The organism is Bordetella genomosp. 9 (assembly GCF_002261425.1).
GTDB lineage: Bacteria > Pseudomonadota > Gammaproteobacteria > Burkholderiales > Burkholderiaceae_B > Bordetella_C.
In genome coordinates this window covers 458,617-474,496 of the sequence record NZ_NEVJ01000001.1, presented here as the reverse complement: position 1 = coordinate 474,496, position 15,880 = coordinate 458,617, and the positions used below count along the sequence as shown (strand labels likewise).

General features: G+C 66.3%; 14 protein-coding genes. 5 read left to right on the top strand and 9 right to left on the bottom strand.

Annotated elements, in window-relative coordinates:
* Window positions 1–17 precede the first annotated feature (17 nt).
* A complete protein-coding gene (locus tag CAL26_RS02080) occupies window positions 18–923 on the bottom strand; it encodes a LysR family transcriptional regulator (protein ID WP_094845271.1) in 906 nt (301 codons plus the stop codon).
* A gap of 165 nt (window positions 924–1,088) precedes the next feature.
* Between CAL26_RS02080 and hmgA the strand changes: the two genes are divergently transcribed.
* Together hmgA and fahA are read left to right on the top strand one after the other, a co-directional pair.
* Window positions 1,089–2,417 carry a homogentisate 1,2-dioxygenase gene (gene hmgA, locus CAL26_RS02075; protein WP_094845270.1) on the top strand — a complete coding sequence of 443 codons (1,329 nt, stop codon included), beginning with the start codon at window positions 1,089–1,091 and terminating at the stop codon, window positions 2,415–2,417.
* A 54-nt stretch (window positions 2,418–2,471) separates the two neighbouring features.
* Window positions 2,472–3,788 (top strand): fumarylacetoacetase, encoded by a 1,317-nt coding sequence (fahA, locus tag CAL26_RS02070; RefSeq protein WP_094845269.1) that lies wholly within the window; start codon window positions 2,472–2,474, stop codon window positions 3,786–3,788.
* A 117-nt stretch (window positions 3,789–3,905) separates the two neighbouring features.
* On the opposite strand, the gene CAL26_RS02065 is transcribed toward fahA, so the two are convergent.
* A complete protein-coding gene (locus CAL26_RS02065; RefSeq protein WP_256987878.1) occupies window positions 3,906–4,643 on the bottom strand; it encodes a FadR/GntR family transcriptional regulator in 738 nt (245 codons plus the stop codon).
* A 162-nt stretch (window positions 4,644–4,805) separates the two neighbouring features.
* On the opposite strand from CAL26_RS02065, the gene CAL26_RS02060 reads away from it, so the two are divergent.
* Window positions 4,806–5,633 carry an NAD-dependent epimerase/dehydratase family protein gene (locus CAL26_RS02060; protein ID WP_256987876.1) on the top strand — a complete coding sequence of 276 codons (828 nt, stop codon included), beginning with the start codon at window positions 4,806–4,808 and terminating at the stop codon, window positions 5,631–5,633.
* A gap of 51 nt (window positions 5,634–5,684) precedes the next feature.
* On the opposite strand, the gene CAL26_RS02055 is transcribed toward CAL26_RS02060, so the two are convergent.
* Genes CAL26_RS02055 through CAL26_RS02040 form a run of 4 tightly spaced genes read right to left on the bottom strand, consistent with a single transcriptional unit; the run spans window position 5,685 to window position 9,980 of the window.
* Entirely contained in the window at window positions 5,685–6,434 is a 750-nt protein-coding gene (locus tag CAL26_RS02055) for a phosphatase PAP2 family protein (RefSeq protein ID WP_094845268.1), read from the bottom strand.
* Between the two features lie 56 nt (window positions 6,435–6,490).
* Entirely contained in the window at window positions 6,491–7,840 is a 1,350-nt protein-coding gene (locus CAL26_RS02050; RefSeq protein WP_094845267.1) for a sensor histidine kinase, read from the bottom strand.
* Window positions 7,837–8,547: a response regulator transcription factor gene (locus tag CAL26_RS02045; protein ID WP_094845266.1), complete on the bottom strand. Its 711-nt coding sequence runs from the start codon at window positions 8,545–8,547 to the stop codon at window positions 7,837–7,839. Before CAL26_RS02045 ends, CAL26_RS02050 begins: the two co-directional genes overlap by 4 nt.
* Window positions 8,548–8,564: 17 nt before the next feature.
* Window positions 8,565–9,980 (bottom strand): FAD-binding oxidoreductase, encoded by a 1,416-nt coding sequence (locus CAL26_RS02040; protein ID WP_094845265.1) that lies wholly within the window; start codon window positions 9,978–9,980, stop codon window positions 8,565–8,567.
* Window positions 9,981–10,274: 294 nt separating this feature from the next.
* Here CAL26_RS02040 and CAL26_RS02035 point away from each other — a divergent pair, with 294 nt between their 5' ends.
* Window positions 10,275–11,672: a phosphomannomutase/phosphoglucomutase gene (locus CAL26_RS02035; RefSeq protein ID WP_094845264.1), complete on the top strand. Its 1,398-nt coding sequence runs from the start codon at window positions 10,275–10,277 to the stop codon at window positions 11,670–11,672.
* A gap of 92 nt (window positions 11,673–11,764) precedes the next feature.
* Here CAL26_RS02035 and CAL26_RS02030 read toward each other — a convergent pair whose 3' ends face one another.
* From CAL26_RS02030 to coq7, 3 genes are all read right to left on the bottom strand, one after another.
* Window positions 11,765–12,790 (bottom strand): SDR family oxidoreductase, encoded by a 1,026-nt coding sequence (locus CAL26_RS02030; protein WP_094845263.1) that lies wholly within the window; start codon window positions 12,788–12,790, stop codon window positions 11,765–11,767.
* A 24-nt stretch (window positions 12,791–12,814) separates the two neighbouring features.
* Window positions 12,815–14,092 carry a Vi polysaccharide biosynthesis UDP-N-acetylglucosamine C-6 dehydrogenase TviB gene (gene tviB / locus CAL26_RS02025; protein ID WP_094845262.1) on the bottom strand — a complete coding sequence of 426 codons (1,278 nt, stop codon included), beginning with the start codon at window positions 14,090–14,092 and terminating at the stop codon, window positions 12,815–12,817.
* Between the two features lie 534 nt (window positions 14,093–14,626).
* Window positions 14,627–15,304 carry a 2-polyprenyl-3-methyl-6-methoxy-1,4-benzoquinone monooxygenase gene (gene coq7, locus CAL26_RS02020; RefSeq protein ID WP_094845261.1) on the bottom strand — a complete coding sequence of 226 codons (678 nt, stop codon included), beginning with the start codon at window positions 15,302–15,304 and terminating at the stop codon, window positions 14,627–14,629.
* 104 nt (window positions 15,305–15,408) lie between these two features.
* Between coq7 and CAL26_RS02015 the strand changes: the two genes are divergently transcribed.
* On the top strand, window positions 15,409–15,870 hold the full coding sequence (locus tag CAL26_RS02015) for an OsmC family protein (protein WP_094845974.1): 462 nt from the start codon (window positions 15,409–15,411) through the stop codon (window positions 15,868–15,870).
* Window positions 15,871–15,880: the final 10 nt, after the last annotated feature.

The window sequence follows — 15,880 nt, the reverse complement described above, 5'->3', positions numbered from 1 at the left end:
AAGCGCGCGAGCGGGCTCTACCGTTGCGCGAAGCTGTCCACGATCAAGGCGCGCAGCCATTGGTTGCCGCCATCGCGTTGAAAGCGCGCGTGCCAATATAGATTGCTTTGCAGCGCGGCCACACGGATGGGCGGCGTCAGGATGCCCAGGCCGAAGCGCGACGCCGCGCTGTCAGCCAGCTTGCGCGGCACCGTCGCCAGCAGATCGGTGGCGCTGACGATGTAGGGCACGGCGGTGAAATGCGGCACGCTGAAGTGGGACGCCAGCATCAGGCCGGCTTTTTCCAGGGCCTGGTTGACCTGGCCATAAGGCGCGGCATGCGACACCAGCAGATGCCGTTCGGCGCGAAAGGCCTTCAGGCCCATGCCTTCATGGGCAGTGGGATGGCCCTGGCGGAACAGCGTCGCATAGCCCTGGCGAAACAGCATCCGCTGCAACAGGCCGCCCGCCAGGCCATGGAAGGCGCCCAGCGCCATGTCGACCCGGCCCGCGTCCATTTCGCGCTGCAGCTCCGGCCCTTGCAGCCGCACCGACTCCACCCGCACGCCCGGCGCCTGACGCGCGCAATGCTCCATCAGGGCGGGCATGAAGTGGATTTCGCCGACATCCGTCATCGCCACGCGGAAGCGCCGGCTGCTGCTGGACGGATCGAAACGCGGCGGGGCTTCCAGCGCGTGGGCCAGCGTGCCGAGCGCGTCCGCCACCGCGCCGCCCAGGTGCTGGGCATAGGGCGTCGGCAGCATGCCCTGGGCGGTGCGTACGAACAACGCGTCGTCGAAGGTCGCGCGCAGCCGGCGCAAGGCATTGCTGGCCGCCGGTTGCGTGATGCCCAGGCGCCGCGCGACGGCCGAAAGATTGCGGTCTTCCATCAGGTACTGGAAGACGACGAGCAGGTTCAGGTCCAGGGCGCGCAGGTCGGGCATGACGCCGATTATCCCGCATTATTCATGAAACTTATGGCCTATATTTTTCCATTCACCTAGCGGCAAAGCCCCGGGTCGGGGGAAAATCGCCTTGCGGCCCCTGCGGACGCCCTGCCGGCGCGCCATGCCCTCGAACGGGCCGCTTACAACGAACGGAGACACTCCATGAGCTCGCAGCCCGCTGCCGCCGCTGACGCGGCCCTGCGCTACATGACCGGCTTTGGCAATACCTTCGCCACGGAAGCGCTGCCCGGCGCATTGCCGGTGGGAAGGAATTCGCCGACCCGCTGTCCCTACGGCCTGTACGCCGAGCACGTTTCCGGCATGGCGTTCACGGCGCCGCGCGCGGAAAACCGCCATGGCTGGCTGTATCGCATCCGGCCGTCCGCGCGCCAGGGCGCGTTCGTTGCGTGCACCCAGGCGGGCGGCTGGGTCAGCCGCTTCGGCGCCCAGCCGGTTTCGCCCAACCGCCTGCGATGGGGCGCGCGGCCGATTCCCCAAACGCCCACGGACTTCATTGACGGCATCGCGACGATAGGCGGCAACGGCGGCCCCGACGAGGACAACGGCGTGGGCATCCACGTGTACACGGCGAATGCGCCGATGCGCGGGCGATATTTCTACGATGCCGACGGTGAACTGTTGATCGTGCCGCAGGCCGGCCGCCTGCTGGTGGATACCGAACTGGGCCGCATGGAAATCGCGCCGCTGGAAATCGCCGTCATACCGCGCGGCACGCGTTTCCGCGTCACGCTGCCGGACGGCACGGCGCGCGGCTATCTGCTGGAAAATTTCGGCGCGCCGCTGCGGCCGCCGGAGAAAGGCCCGATCGGTTCCAACGGCCTGGCCAACGTACGCGACTTCGAAACCCCGGTCGCCTGGTACGAGGACCTGGAAGGCGACTTCGAACTGGTCGCCAAGTTCGAAGGCGGTTTCTGGCGGGCGCCGCTGGACCATTCCCCCTTGGACGTGGTGGCCTGGCACGGCAATCACGCGCCGTACAAATACGACCTGCGGCGTTTCAACACCATCGGTTCGATCAGCTTCGATCATCCGGACCCGTCCATTTTCACGGTGCTGACGTCGCCTACCGATACCGTGGGCACGGCCAATATGGACTTCGCGATTTTCCCGCCGCGCATCCTGGTCATGGAGGATACCTTCCGGCCGCCCTGGTTCCACCGCAACGTGGCCAGTGAATTCATGGGCCTGATACAGGGCGTCTACGATGCCAAGGCGGAAGGCTTCGTGCCTGGCGGCGCCAGCCTGCACAACCGCATGAGCGGGCATGGACCCGACGCGGAAACCTTTGAAAAGGCGTCCAACGCGGACACGTCCAAGCCGCACTATATCCGCGACACGATGGCCTTCATGTTCGAAACGCGCCGCGTGATACGGCCGACGGAAGCGGCGCTGGCGTGGCCGGAACTGCAGTCCGGCTACGATGACTGCTGGCAGGGACTGCGCAAGCATTTCGACCCGACGCGGCCCTAGCGGCCGCGGCTTTCGAATCAACGGGCTTAGCCCTTACACCCGGATAACACCCTCATGACCGAGCTGAACGAAACCCACGACCCCGCGCTGCGCAGCTGGCTGCAAAGCGCCAACGACGACGCGCTGGGTTTCCCCGTACAGAACCTGCCCTTTTGCGTATTCCGGCGCGCCGGCTCGACGGAAAGCTGGCGGCCGGGCACGGGCATCGGCGACCGTATCCTGGACCTGGCCGCGCTGGCGCAGGCAGGCCCCTTCGACGGCGACGCCGCCCGCGCGCTCGCGGCGTGCCAGGGCCCGGACCTGAACGCCCTGATGGCGCTCGATGCCACCTGCTGGTCGGCCTTGCGCCTGGCCCTGTCCCGCGCGCTGCGCGCGGGCTCGCCGCTACAGGCGCGCATCGAGCCGCTGCTGGTCGCGCAGGCCGATGCGGAATTCTCCGTGCCGGCGCGCATCGGCGACTACACCGACTTCTATATCTCGGTGCACCACGCCACCGCGATCGGACGCCAGTTCCGCCCGGACAATCCCCTGCTGCCGAATTACAAATGGGTGCCCATCGGCTATCACGGCCGCGCGTCCAGCATCGGCGTGGGGCAGCACTTCCATCGTCCGGTCGGCCAGACCCGGCCGACGCAGGAAGGCGGCACGCCCGTCTTCGGGCCGTGCGCGCGGCTGGACTACGAAGTCGAACTGGGCGTGTTCATCGGCACCGGCAACGCGCTGGGCCGGCGCATCACGCTGGAACATGCCGAAGACTACATTTTCGGGATGACCATCCTGAACGACTGGTCGGCCCGCGATCTGCAGGCATGGGAATACCAGCCGCTGGGCCCCTTCCTGTCGAAGAATTTCGCCAGCACGATTTCGCCCTGGATCGTCACGCTGGAAGCGCTGGCGCCGTTTCGCGTGCCCTTCCAGCGCGGCGCTGGCGAACCGCAACCGCTGCCCTATCTTTCGTCCGCGCACAACAGCGCCAGCGGCGCTTTCGACGTGCGCCTGCGTACCGAGCTGGGTACGGAGCAGTCGCGCGAACACGGCGCGCCGCGCGCCACGCTGGCGCGGAGCAATTTCCGCGATGCCTATTGGAGCATCGGGCAACTGGTGGCGCATCACACGGTGAATGGCTGCAACCTGCAGCCGGGCGACATGCTGGGCACCGGCACGATGTCCGGCCCGGAGCCGGACCAGGCGGGCTCGCTGCTGGAATTGAGCCAGGGCGGCAAGACGGCCATCTCCCTGCCCTGGGGCGAGACGCGCACCTTCCTGCAGGATGGGGACGAAGTCGCGATCAGCGCTGAATGCGTCAAGCCGGGCTATCCGCGCCTGTCATGGGGCGCCGCTGTTGGACGGGTGCTACCGGCGCTGGACTGACCGCCAGGGGCGCCCGGCTGCTCGTATGGAGAAACCGGACAGGGTTGTCATACATCCTATGACGCGAGCACGTCATAGCGCGTGTGGTTGGCACACGTAACACCGAGCCAGCGCGTGTCAGCGGTCCTGCGCGCGGCGCAGCCTTTCGCGGCTGTTGCTCAGGTGCGTGCGCATCGCGGCGCGCGCCGAGTCGGGATCCTGGCGCCGGATGGCCTCGTAGATATCCTCGTGCTCCCGATTCACCCGCGCCAGATAAGGCTCGCGCTCCTCATCGCCCAGCTTGGCGGAATTGATTCGCGTGCGCGGAATGATCGCCGCCCCGAGGTGCGAAAGCAGGTCGGCGAAATACTTGTTTCCCGTGGCCTGCGATATCAACAGATGGAAGCGGAAATCCGGCGTGACCGTGTCGCCGCCGGGGTCCAGCGCGGCGCGGAACTGATTCAGGGCTTCCCGCATCTGCGCCAGCTGCTCTTCCGTGCGCCGCAGGGCCGCCAGCCCCGCCGCTTCCGTCTCCAGGCAGATGCGCAGCTCCAGGATGACCAGGATGTCCCGCACCGTCGCGATATCCGCCGGATCGACGCGGAAATCGCCGCCGGTATTCGGTTTCAGCGCATACGTGCCCACGCCATGATGGGTTTCCACCAGCCCCGAGGCCTGCAGCCGGGACAGCGCCTCTCGCACGACCGTACGGCTGACACCGAAGGTGCGCATGATTTCCGATTCGGTGGGCAGCTTATCGCCCGGGCGGATTTCACCGTCGCGTATGCGCTTGGACAGGCTGTCGACCAATTCCTGCGCCAGGCTGCGAGGCCGGCGGCGCATGGGAAGTTCGGCGGACATGGACGTGGTCGTCATATATTTTTCCCTGGTCGCCGGCTCCGCTTGACGGGCGCTTGACGGGTATTTGGGGGCGTCATTATACTGCCCACGCGTTGTACGATGACTTATAAGCTACCCGATTGAACACCCAAACCGACGCGGTGTAAACACCGGCGTCGCCAGTACGGAGACAACGTCGTGACCCTGCCGGGCCCCCCCGCCTCTTCTTCCCCGCAACGCGTTCCCACCCTGTTGCTGACCGGCGCGGCCGGCGGCCTGGGCAAAGTCCTGCGTGGACGCCTCAAATCCTACACCGACGTTTTGCGGCTTTCCGACATCGCCGACCTGGGCGGCGCCCAGCCGGGCGAGGAAATCGTCATCGGCAACCTGGCCGACGCCGGCTTCGTCGACGGCATGGTGGCCGGCGTGGACGCCATCGTGCACATGGGCGGCGTGTCGGTCGAACGTCCCTTCGACGAGATCCTGCCCGCCAACATCCAGGGCGTTTACAACCTGTACGAAGCGGCGCGCAAGCACGGCGTGAAGCGTGTCGTCTTCGCCAGCTCCAACCACGTCATCGGCTTCTACCGGCAAGGCCAGGTCATCGATGCCGACGTGCCGGTGCGGCCCGACGGCTACTACGGCATCAGCAAGGCGTTCGGCGAAAACCTTTCGCGCTTCTACTTCGACCGCTACGGCATCGAAACGGTGTGCCTGCGCATCGGCTCGTCGTTTCCGGAGGCCAAGGACAGGCGCATGCTGGTCACCTGGCTCAGCTACGACGATCTGACCCACCTGATCGCGCAGTCGCTGTTCACGCCGCATGTCGGCCACACCATCGTGTACGGGGCATCGGCCAATCGCGACAGTTGGTGGGACAACTCGCGCGCCGCGCACCTGGGCTTCCAGCCCAAGGATACGTCGGAGCCATTCCGTGCCAAGGCCGAAGCGCAGCCCGCCCTGGCGCCCGACGATCCCGCCGCCCGCTACCAGGGCGGCGCCTTCGTCAAGGCCGGTCCGTTCTGACGCGCGGCCACGCTGGCCCTGGTCACCTACGTGCCGGCGTTTTCGCTCTGGCTACCTGGCGTGCTGCTTGGCAACGGTTAGCGGCGGCGGCGACCGCACGAGCAGCGGGGCGAATACGATGCTCGCGATGCCCCACATGACGCAGGCCGACCAGATGGTCTGGCTGAGAAAATGGGCGCCCTGCATGATGCGCACCAGCGCGAACATCAGCCCGGCGGCGATGCCGACGGCCAGGCCGACCCAGCGCCATTCGGGACGGCGCAAGGCCCAGCCGGCGAAGTACAGCGACAACATCGCATAGCCCGCTCCGGCATGGTTGCTGGGGAGCGCGCCGCCGCCTTCCCGGCGATTGGCCGCCCAGAAGTGCGTGGGGTAGTTGGCATAGCCGCCGAACATCTCCAGTGCGTACGGACGCGGCAGCGCGGTGTAGTGCTTCAACTGCGAGATGAGGACCTGCCCCAGGACGCAGGTCGCGGCGATGCCCCACAAGGCCCCCCGCCACGGCCGCAGCACCGTGAACCAGTGGCTGGCGATGGCGGCCGCGATCGCGGCGACGGCAACCCCGATAGGCAGCACCAGCACGACGCGGTGCCCGAGAATCTCCAGCGCGCGCGAAGCGCGCCAGGGGAAGGTATTGGCCGCCGCGTCGAAGAAATATCGGGACACGGCCAGGTCCAATCCCGAGCGATTGACCGCTTCGGCCAACAGGGCCAGGAGCAGCGTGACGCCCAGGACATGGGTCAACAGATAGGTATCGAAGCGAATGGCGGCCTTCGCGGGCGCGACAACATAAGAACGCATGGGCTGGCCAGGGAAAAATATCCCGGCACACTACCCAGGGACACATCGAATATTTGTCAAATCGCGTTGTTGCCGTCGAAACGCAGGGTGAAGCACGTGCCGTGCGTGGGCACACCCACCCAGGATTCCACGCTCAGGCTCCATCCCTGCATGTCGCAGACCCGCTTGGCGATGGCCAGTCCCAAGCCGCGCTCCAGGGCCGCCGCGGCTTCGGCTTCGGCCTCGTCCATTTCGCCCTGGGTATCTCGGCGGCGCACGCTGTAGTAGCGATCGAACAGGAAAGGCAGGTCCTCGGGCTTGATACCCTTGCCGTTATCGCGGATTTCCAGGCCGGCGCTGGATGGGGAACCGATCGTCCGCACGGTCAACTCGGCCGGAGCGGCGTGTTCGATGGCGTTGCGGATCAGGTTGCGCAACACGGTCAACAGGGCGTAGCGATCCAGTTCGCGCACCGTCCCCGCCGGCACCTGGTGGTCCAGGCGCAGGCCGGCCTGCTCGGCGTTGGCTTCCAGGCCCTGCCAGGCCGCATTCAGGCATTCCGCCAGATCCACGGGTTCGGGCTTGCGGCGTTCGTCGCGCGCCATGGCACGCGCGCTTTCCAGCGCGGCGGCGACGCTATCCACATTCTTCACGATGCGCGTCAGGCGGGTCTGCTGGTCGGGTGTGACGGCGGGCGCCAGCAGCATCAGCTCGCCATCGCTGCGGATGGCGGCCAGCGGCGTGCGCACTTCGTGGCTCAGGTTGGCGGCGAACTCGCGTTCGCGCGCCAGCGACCGGTCCACCTGGTTCTGCACACGATTGAAGGCTTCCACCAGGCGTCCGGCTTCGTCATTGCGCTCCACGGCCAGGTCGGGCGATCCCGGCGCCCAGGTGGACAGGCGATCGGCCAAGGTCAGCATGGGCCCGACGGCCAGGTAGGCGATCTTGCGCGCGACGCCATAGGCCGCGACGATACAGATCACGCCCAGGCCCAGCACGATCAGGCCGAAATCGAATACCCGATCCTCGTTGTCCGTGGCGTCGTACAGCACGATCAGGCGCCGGCCCTCGTCGATCTTCGCGACCACCACATGCCAGGTTTCCGTGCCTGGCTCCAGCAGATGCAGGCCATCCTCGAGATTGCTGACTTCCTTCGGTATCGCGGGATTGGCGACGCCGGCCTGCTGCACCCAGGCGCGCATCGCGCCGCCCACGTCGTGCGAACTCAGTCTGGTCAGCGTTTCCTCGCCGCTCGTGATGCGCTCGATCAGGCGCTGCGTCTCGGTGGTCAGGATGTCGTTGACCAGATCGTCTTCCATTTGGTCGAAGGTCAGGTAGGCCAGCACCACCAGCACGGACACGAAAATCGCCACCGTGCCGGTCAAGGCCCACACTACCCGCTGGGTCAGCGTACTGCCACTTTTCATGCCGGGCCGTCCGCGACGCCGATCAGCCGCCACCCCGTGCCGTGCACGGTCTCGATGCCATCGAAGCCGGCATCGGCCAGGGCCTTGCGCAACAGGTGCACCTGGCTGCGCAAGGCGTCCGATGACGGCGGCTCGCTGCCCCACAACAGGGTTTCCAGCTCGGGGCGCGGCACCACGCGGCCGGGATCGCGCAGCAAGGCGTCCAGGATCATGCAGGACTTGCGCGTCAGGTGCACGGCCTGGCCGTTCACCGATACGGCGCGCGTGCGGCTGTCATAGCTCAACGGCCCCCAGCGCCGCACCGGCGTTCCGACCGCGCCGCTGGCGCGCTGGATCAGCGCATGCAGCCGCGCCTCGACTTCCGCCAACGCGAATGGCTTGGTCAGGTAATCGTCCGCGCCGTGCGAAAAGCCGGCCAGCTTGTCGGCCAGTTCGTCACGCGCCGTCAGCATCAGCACGGGCACGGACAGCATGTGCTCCGTCCGCATCGCGCGCAACACGCCATACCCGTCCATGCCGGGCAGGCCCACGTCCAGGACGACCACGTCGAAATGCTGCGACGTCAACATGGCGAGCGCCGCGCGGCCGTCGTAGGCCGCGTCGGGCACGAAACCGCGCGCCTCCAGGAAGCTGTACAGGTTGCCGGCGATCGTCGTGTCGTCTTCGACGATCAGTACGCGATGATGCGCGGGTGAGAGCGCGGCCATGGGCGGGTCCCGGTCCGTCAGGCGCGCACGACCTTGCCGGGATTCATGATGCCGGCAGGGTCCAGCGCCTTCTTGATACGGCGCATCAGCGCCAGTTCGATGGAATCCTTGTAGCGCGGCAGCTCGTCTATCTTCAGCTGGCCCACGCCGTGCTCGGCGCTGATGGAGCCGCCGTGCGCGTGCACGCTGTCATGGACGATGCCGTAGACCTGCGGCTGCTGCGCCAGCAGGGCGGCTTCCTCCTGGCCGGGGGCGCGCGTGCAGTTGTAATGCAGGTTGCCGTCACCCAGGTGGCCGAAGATGACGTGGCCGATGCCGGGGAAACGCGCCTGCAGCAGCGCGTTGGTGGTCCGCACGAAATCGGCGATACGCGAGATCGGCAGCGACACATCGTGCTTGATCGATTTACCCAGTTCGGCTTCGGCAAGCGGGATGCTTTCGCGCAGGTGCCACAGCGCCTTGCTCTGCGTGATGTTTTCCGCGATCGCGGCGTCGGTGGCCAGGCCCGCTTCGATGGCTTCGCCCAGCACGGTTTCGAAACGCTCGCGGGCGTGCGCCTCGCTTTCGCTGTCCGACAATTCCAGCAGGGCGTACCACGGCGATTGCGCCGATTCGCCGCTGAAGGGCAGGCGCTGTTGCGGGAACAACCGCACCACGGCTTCCAGGCAGTTGCCCGCCATCAATTCGAAGCCCGTCAAGGCCGCGCCGAAACCCCGCCGCGCGCGGCCCAGCAGCTGCACGCCCGATTCCACGTCGGGCACCGCCAGCAAGGCGGTGCAGCGCGCCACCGGCAGCGGGAACAGCTTGAGTGTGGCGGCGGTGATGATGCCCAGCGTCCCTTCGCTGCCGATGTACAGGTCGCGCAGGTCGTAGCCGGTGTTGTCCTTGCGCAGGCCGCGCAGGCCATGCCAGATTTCGCCGTCCGGCGTCACGACTTCCAGGCCCAGGGTCAGGTCGCGCGTGTTGCCGTAGCGCAGCACCTGCGTGCCGCCGGCATTGGTCGCCAGGTTGCCGCCTATGGTGCAGCTGCCTTCCGCCGCCAGGCTCAGGGGGAAGAGGCGTCCGGCCTGCTCGGCGGCCTGTTGCACGGCCTGCAGGATGCAGCCGGCTTCCACGGTGATCGTGTCGTTATCGGTGTCGATGCCACGGACGCGGTTCAGGCGCGCCAGCGACAACAGCACGGCCTTGCCGTCATCCGCGGGCGTGGCGCCGCCGCACAGCCCGGTATTGCCGCCCTGCGGCACCAGCGGCACCCCATGCCGGCCGCACAGTTGCACCACCGACGCCACCGCCTCCGTGGAACCGGGCCGCACCACCGCCAGCGCCCGGCCACGGTAGCGGCCGCGCCAGTCCAGCGTGTAGGAATCGGTATCCGCGCCGGTCAGTACGTGATCGGCGCCCAGCAGGGCTTGTAGTTCGGCAAGGATAGTCATCGTCCACCGTTTGCTATGAGGCGCCCGATGCGCAGCCGGGCGGAGAGCGCTATTGTAGGACTGATAGCGGGCCGGCAACACCCGGTCAGGATTGTCGGGTTCGGACACATTCGACCTTCCGCACGCCGTGCCACAATTCCAGGATCCATACCCCGGTCCCCGCCCGGGCTCGCGCATTAGGGCATAGCATTAGGGCATAGTCATTAGGCCATGCGCCCTGCGCGGTCCGGCCCCGCTTATCGGGGATAATCGCCATCCGTGTCTATCGAATCACCTGACCACAAAGGAACTACCGTGGGTAATGCGTCGTCTTTCCCGGCCTCTATCTTCAAGGCGTACGACATACGCGGCACCGTGCCCGACCTGCTGAATGCGCGCTTCGCGCGCGAACTGGGCCTGGCCCTGGCGGCGCTGGCGCGCGAGAAGAACATTCCGGAACTCGTGATCGGCCGCGACGGCCGTCTCAGCAGCGAAGAACTGGCTCTGGCCCTGCAGGAAGGCCTGAACGCCGGCGGCATCAGCACCCTGGATATCGGCGAAGTGCCGACCCCCCTGGTGTATTTCGGCGCCTATACGGAAAAGACCGGTTCGGGCGTCGCCGTCACCGGCAGCCATAACCCGCCCAAGTACAACGGCTTCAAGATGATGATGGGCGGCGCCGCGCTGTACGGTCCGGACATCCAGAACCTGCGCGTGGCCATGGACGCCGCCGGCGGCCAGGCCCCGGCCGGCGTCACCCCCGGCCGCCGCCGCACCATGGATATCGTCGGCCGCTATATCGAGCGCATCGTCGGCGACGTCAAGCTGGCCCGCCCGATGAAGATCGCCATCGACTGCGGCAACGGCGTGGCCGGCGCCATCGCCCCGCGGCTGTTCCGTGAAATGGGCTGCGATGTGACCGAGTTGTTCTGCGACGTCGACGGCAACTTCCCCAACCACCATCCCGACCCGGCCGACCCGCACAACCTGGAAGACCTGATCCATTGCCTGAAGACCACCGATTGCGAGATCGGCCTGGCCTTCGATGGCGACGGCGACCGCCTGGGCGTGGTGACCAAATCCGGCGAAATCATCTGGCCCGACCGCCAGCTGATCCTGTACGCGCGCGACGTGCTGTCCCGCAATCCGGGCGGCATGATCATCTATGACGTCAAGTGCAGCCGCCACGTCGGCCTGGCCGTCAAGGAAGCCGGCGGGCAGCCGCTGATGTGGCAGACCGGCCACTCGCTGGTCAAGGCCAAGCTGGCCGAAACCGGGGCGCCGCTGGCCGGCGAAATGAGCGGCCACACCTTCTTCAAGGAACGCTGGTATGGCTTCGACGACGGCCTGTACACCGGCGCGCGCCTGCTGGAAATCGTGTCCCGCGACGCCAACCCGTCGGCCATGCTGGAAGCCCTGCCCAAGGCCATCTCCACGCCCGAACTGAAGCTGGAAATGCAGGAAGGCGAACCCTTCGAACTGGTCAGGAACCTGCAGGAAAAAGGCAAGTTCGACGGCGCGATCGACGTGGTCACCATCGACGGCGTGCGCGCCGAATACCCGGACGGCTTCGGCCTGGCCCGGCCGTCGAACACGACGCCGGTCGTAGTGCTGCGCTTTGAAGCGGATAACGACGCCGCGCTGGCGCGCATCCAGGACGACTTCCGCAAGCAGTTGCTGGCGCTGAAGCCGGACGCCAAGCTGCCTTTCTAGTCAAAAGCAAAGGCCTGGCACTGCCGATCGGCATTACCAGGCCCGGGATTGCCCGAAGCCGCCGGTCCTGGCGGCTTTTTGCCGGGCGCGGACTACCGCAGGAACTGCGTGTACCAGGGCATGGCGACTTCCAGGCCCTCGATGATGTCGTGCATGGGCGTATAGCCCAGCTGATCGTTGGCCTTGGCGATGTCGGCCTGCGAGTGCCGCACGTCGCCCGGGCGGAAGTTGCCGTAGACCGGCGCCTTGTCGTACTGCACGCCGTGCTTGGCCAGCAGCCGCTTCAGGTGCTCGAACAACTGGTTCAGGCTGGTGCGCGCATTGCATGCGACGTTGTAGACCTGGTGCTTGCCCTGGGGCTGCGCCAGCGCCGCCAGCAGATTGGCCTGCACGGCGTTTTCCACGAAGCAGAAATCGCGGCTGGTCTCGCCGTCGCCGTTGATCACCACGTCTTCGCCGCGGATCATCGCGCCTATCCACTTCGGGATGACGGCGGCATACGCGCCGTTGGGATCCTGCCGCTTGCCGAATACGTTGAAATAGCGCAGCCCCACCGCGCCGAAGCCATAGGCCCGGGCGAACACGTCGGCGTACAGCTCGTTCACATACTTGGTCACCGCGTAGGGCGACAGGGGATTGCCGATGGCGGACTCGACCTTCGGCAGCGCCGGATGGTCGCCGTAGGTGGAGCTGGACGCCGCGTAGACGAAGCCCTGCACGCCCGCGTCGCGCGCCGCGACCAGGATGTTCAGGAAGCCGTCGATGTTCACCGAATTGGTGGCGATGGGATCCTGCAGGGAGCGCGGCACCGAGCCCAGCGCCGCCTGATGCAGCACGTAGTCCACGTCCGTGACGGCCTTGCGGCAGGTGTCCAGGTCGCGGATATCGCCTTCGATGAAGGTGAAGCGGCCCCACTGCTCGGCCGAGACCAGCTCCATGACTTCGTCCAGATTGTGCTGATGCCCGGTGGCGAAGTTATCCAGGCCGACCACCGTCTGGTCCAGTTTCAGCAGCGTTTCCACGAGGTTCGAGCCGATGAACCCGGCGCAGCCGGTCACCAGCCAGGCGCGGGGCGACTGGCGCAGATCTTCAGTGATTTGTTGGTAGCGTTGCGACATGCTTTGCCCTTTTTCAAACGTGGATTACAAACGCAGGTCCGATTCATCGGGCTGCAGCACGTACTTCAGGTCATACAGCACGTGCTGGGGCTTGCCATAGGCGCGGATGCGCCCGGCGCCCAGTTCGGCGAACTGCCGATGAGCTACCGCAAGAACGATGCCGTCATAGCGCCCGTCCTGCGGCGCGGCCACCGGCTCGATATCGTATTCGGCGCGCGCCTCGGCCGGATCCACCCAGGGATCGTAGACGTCGACTTCGACGCCGTATTCGCGCAGTTCGGCCACGATATCGACGATCCGCGTATTGCGCAGGTCGGGACAATTTTCCTTGAAGGTCAGGCCCATGACCAGGACCCGGGCGCCCTGCACGTGGATGCGCCGCTTGGTCATGGCCTTGACCAGCTGCGATACGACGTAGCCGCCCATGGCGTCGTTCAAGCGCCGGCCCGCCAGGATGATTTCGGGGTGGTAGCCCAGGCTCTGCGCCTTGTGCGTGAGGTAATAGGGATCGACGCCGATGCAATGCCCGCCCACCAGGCCCGGGCGGAACGGCAGGAAATTCCACTTGGTGCCGGCCGCCTGCAGCACCGCCTCGGTATCGATGCCCATTTTGTTGAAGATCAGCGCCAGCTCGTTGATCAAGGCGATATTGACGTCGCGCTGGGTGTTTTCGATGACCTTGGCCGCTTCGGCGACGCGGATCGACGCGGCCTTGTGCGTGCCCGCGGTGACGATTTCACCGTACAAGGCATCGACCAGATCCGCGACTTCCGGCGTCGAACCGGAGGTCACCTTCTTGATGGTATTGACGCGGTGCGTCTTGTCGCCCGGATTGATCCGCTCCGGGCTGTAGCCGGCGTAGAAATCTCGGTTGTAGACCAGCCCGGATACGCGCTCCAGCACCGGCACGCATTCTTCTTCAGTGGCGCCGGGATAGACCGTGGATTCGTAGATGACGATATCCCCGCGCTTGAGCACGCGGCCTATGGTTTCGCTGGCCTTGCGCAGCGGCGTCAGGTCGGGCTGCTTGTAGGCGTCGATCGGCGTGGGCACCGTGACGATGTAGACATTGGCCTGCGCCAACTCCGCGGCGTCGGCGGTGAACGACAGCTGCGCGGCGGCCGCGAGTTCGTCGGGCTCGACTTCCAGCGTGTGGTCGCGTCCCTGCCGCAGTTCGGCGATGCGGTCCGTGTTGATATCGAAGCCCAGGACGGGACGCTTCTTGCCGAACTCCACGGCCAGGGGCAAGCCGACGTAGCCCAGGCCGACGATGGCCAACTTCACATCCCGTATACCCAACATGACGGATTTCCTGCCGCTATAGATTCGGCGATTTTAGTGGACGCGGGAGCGGGACGCGGGGCCGGAACGGCTGTGGACAGGGCAAGGCAGAAAAAAGATAAAAAAAAGCCCGAGATCTGACGATCTCGGGCTAAATCCACCAAAGGAGGAGGGTGGAGGAGACAACCGTGGCATGTCGCAGAGGGTTAACCCTGGAGTACCCTCCCAGGTACTCTGTCTGCTGTCGGGGTTTTGCACCGCGCCGACTGCGTTTCGACATCCGATGTACGAATCTTAGCCAAACTTTTTGTGCGATGCAAGAAGAATTTTTGGGGCAATTCAACGGGCCACAAACTGTTGTTTTTGTGCATCGCATTAAATTTCCGACCGATTTCCGGCATCGACAACCAATGCCCAGCCTTGCCCGGCTTGGCCGGCACACACCGCGAATATCGTCGATTTCGACGCAGCAACGCCTGTGCCGATCCGGCCGCGCCAAGGCCGGGCCAGAGGGGGTTAACCCTGTAACAGTGTGAAGCCGGGCGTAGACCGGCTTCAGATCCAGTATGCGGTGCCCGTCATCACTCGCGAAAGCGCCCGCATCGCGCCGCGTACCGGCCACGACAACGCGGCCGCCCCGGCACGCTCGGCGCTGACCCGGTGGTTGATTTCGTCCTGCTTCATCTGCTCCACCACCTGCCGGGAACGGTGGTCCGGCGCGGGGAGCCGCTTGAGGTGGCTTTCCAGGTGCGCTTCCACCTGCCGCTCGGTTTCCGCCATGAAGCCCAGATTGCGCCGCACCCCGGTGCGGCTGGCCAGCAGGCCCATGCCGAACGACCCGGCGTACCACAGCGGATTCAGGAAGCTGGGCCGGCTGCGCAGCTCTCCCAGGCGCCGCTCGCACCAGGCCAGATGGTCCACCTCTTCCGAGGCGGCCTGGTGGAACATCTGGCGGGTGGCGGCATCCGCGCAGCCCATCGCCTGGCCCCGGTAGAGGGCCTGGGCGCAGATTTCCCCGACGTGATTCACCCGCATCAACCCGGCCGCATGGCGGCGCTCGGCGGGGGTGAGCGTCTCCGGGGTTTCGCGTCCCGGGGGATAGGGCCGTCCTGCGCTGGAGGCGCCGGCCAGCACCCGCAGGGCGCGGTCCGCCTCGCCCAGCAGGGCGTCCAGCGGACTCTTGCGGCGGACCAGGGGCGGAAACGCGGGGGATGGCTGCTGCGGGTACGGCATGAAAGACTCCTTGGACTCGGACATTCCCATTGTAAGGAGACTGCAAAGACCGGGCCTGGAACGGGCTATGATCCTTGTTTGCGATGACGAATCAGGATTTCGACATGGAATGCACGATCGATTGGGGCGGCCCGTCGGGCATGTTGTTCGTGGCCAAATCGGGTAGCGGCCATGTCGCCGTGATGGACGGCGCGGTGGATGGCGGCGGGCACGATCTGGCCCTGCGCCCCATGGAAATGGTGCTGGCCGGCACCGGCGGCTGTACGGCGTACGACGTGGTGCTCATCCTCAAGCGCGGCCGCCACGCGGTCACGGGATGCAGCGTCAAGCTGGAAGCCGATCGCGCCGAGACCGATCCCAAGGTTTTCACGCGCATCAACTTCGCGTTCACCGTCACGGGCCACAAGCTGCCGCGCGCCGCGGTCGAGCGCGCCGTGCAGCTGTCGCACGAAAAATACTGCTCGGCGTCGGCGATGCTGGCGAAGACCGCCGAACTGACGTTTTCCGTCGACGTGGTCGAGGCCGGCGCGGCCGACGCCACGAACCCGAATGCCGACGCGAACTGAGCCGCAGCGG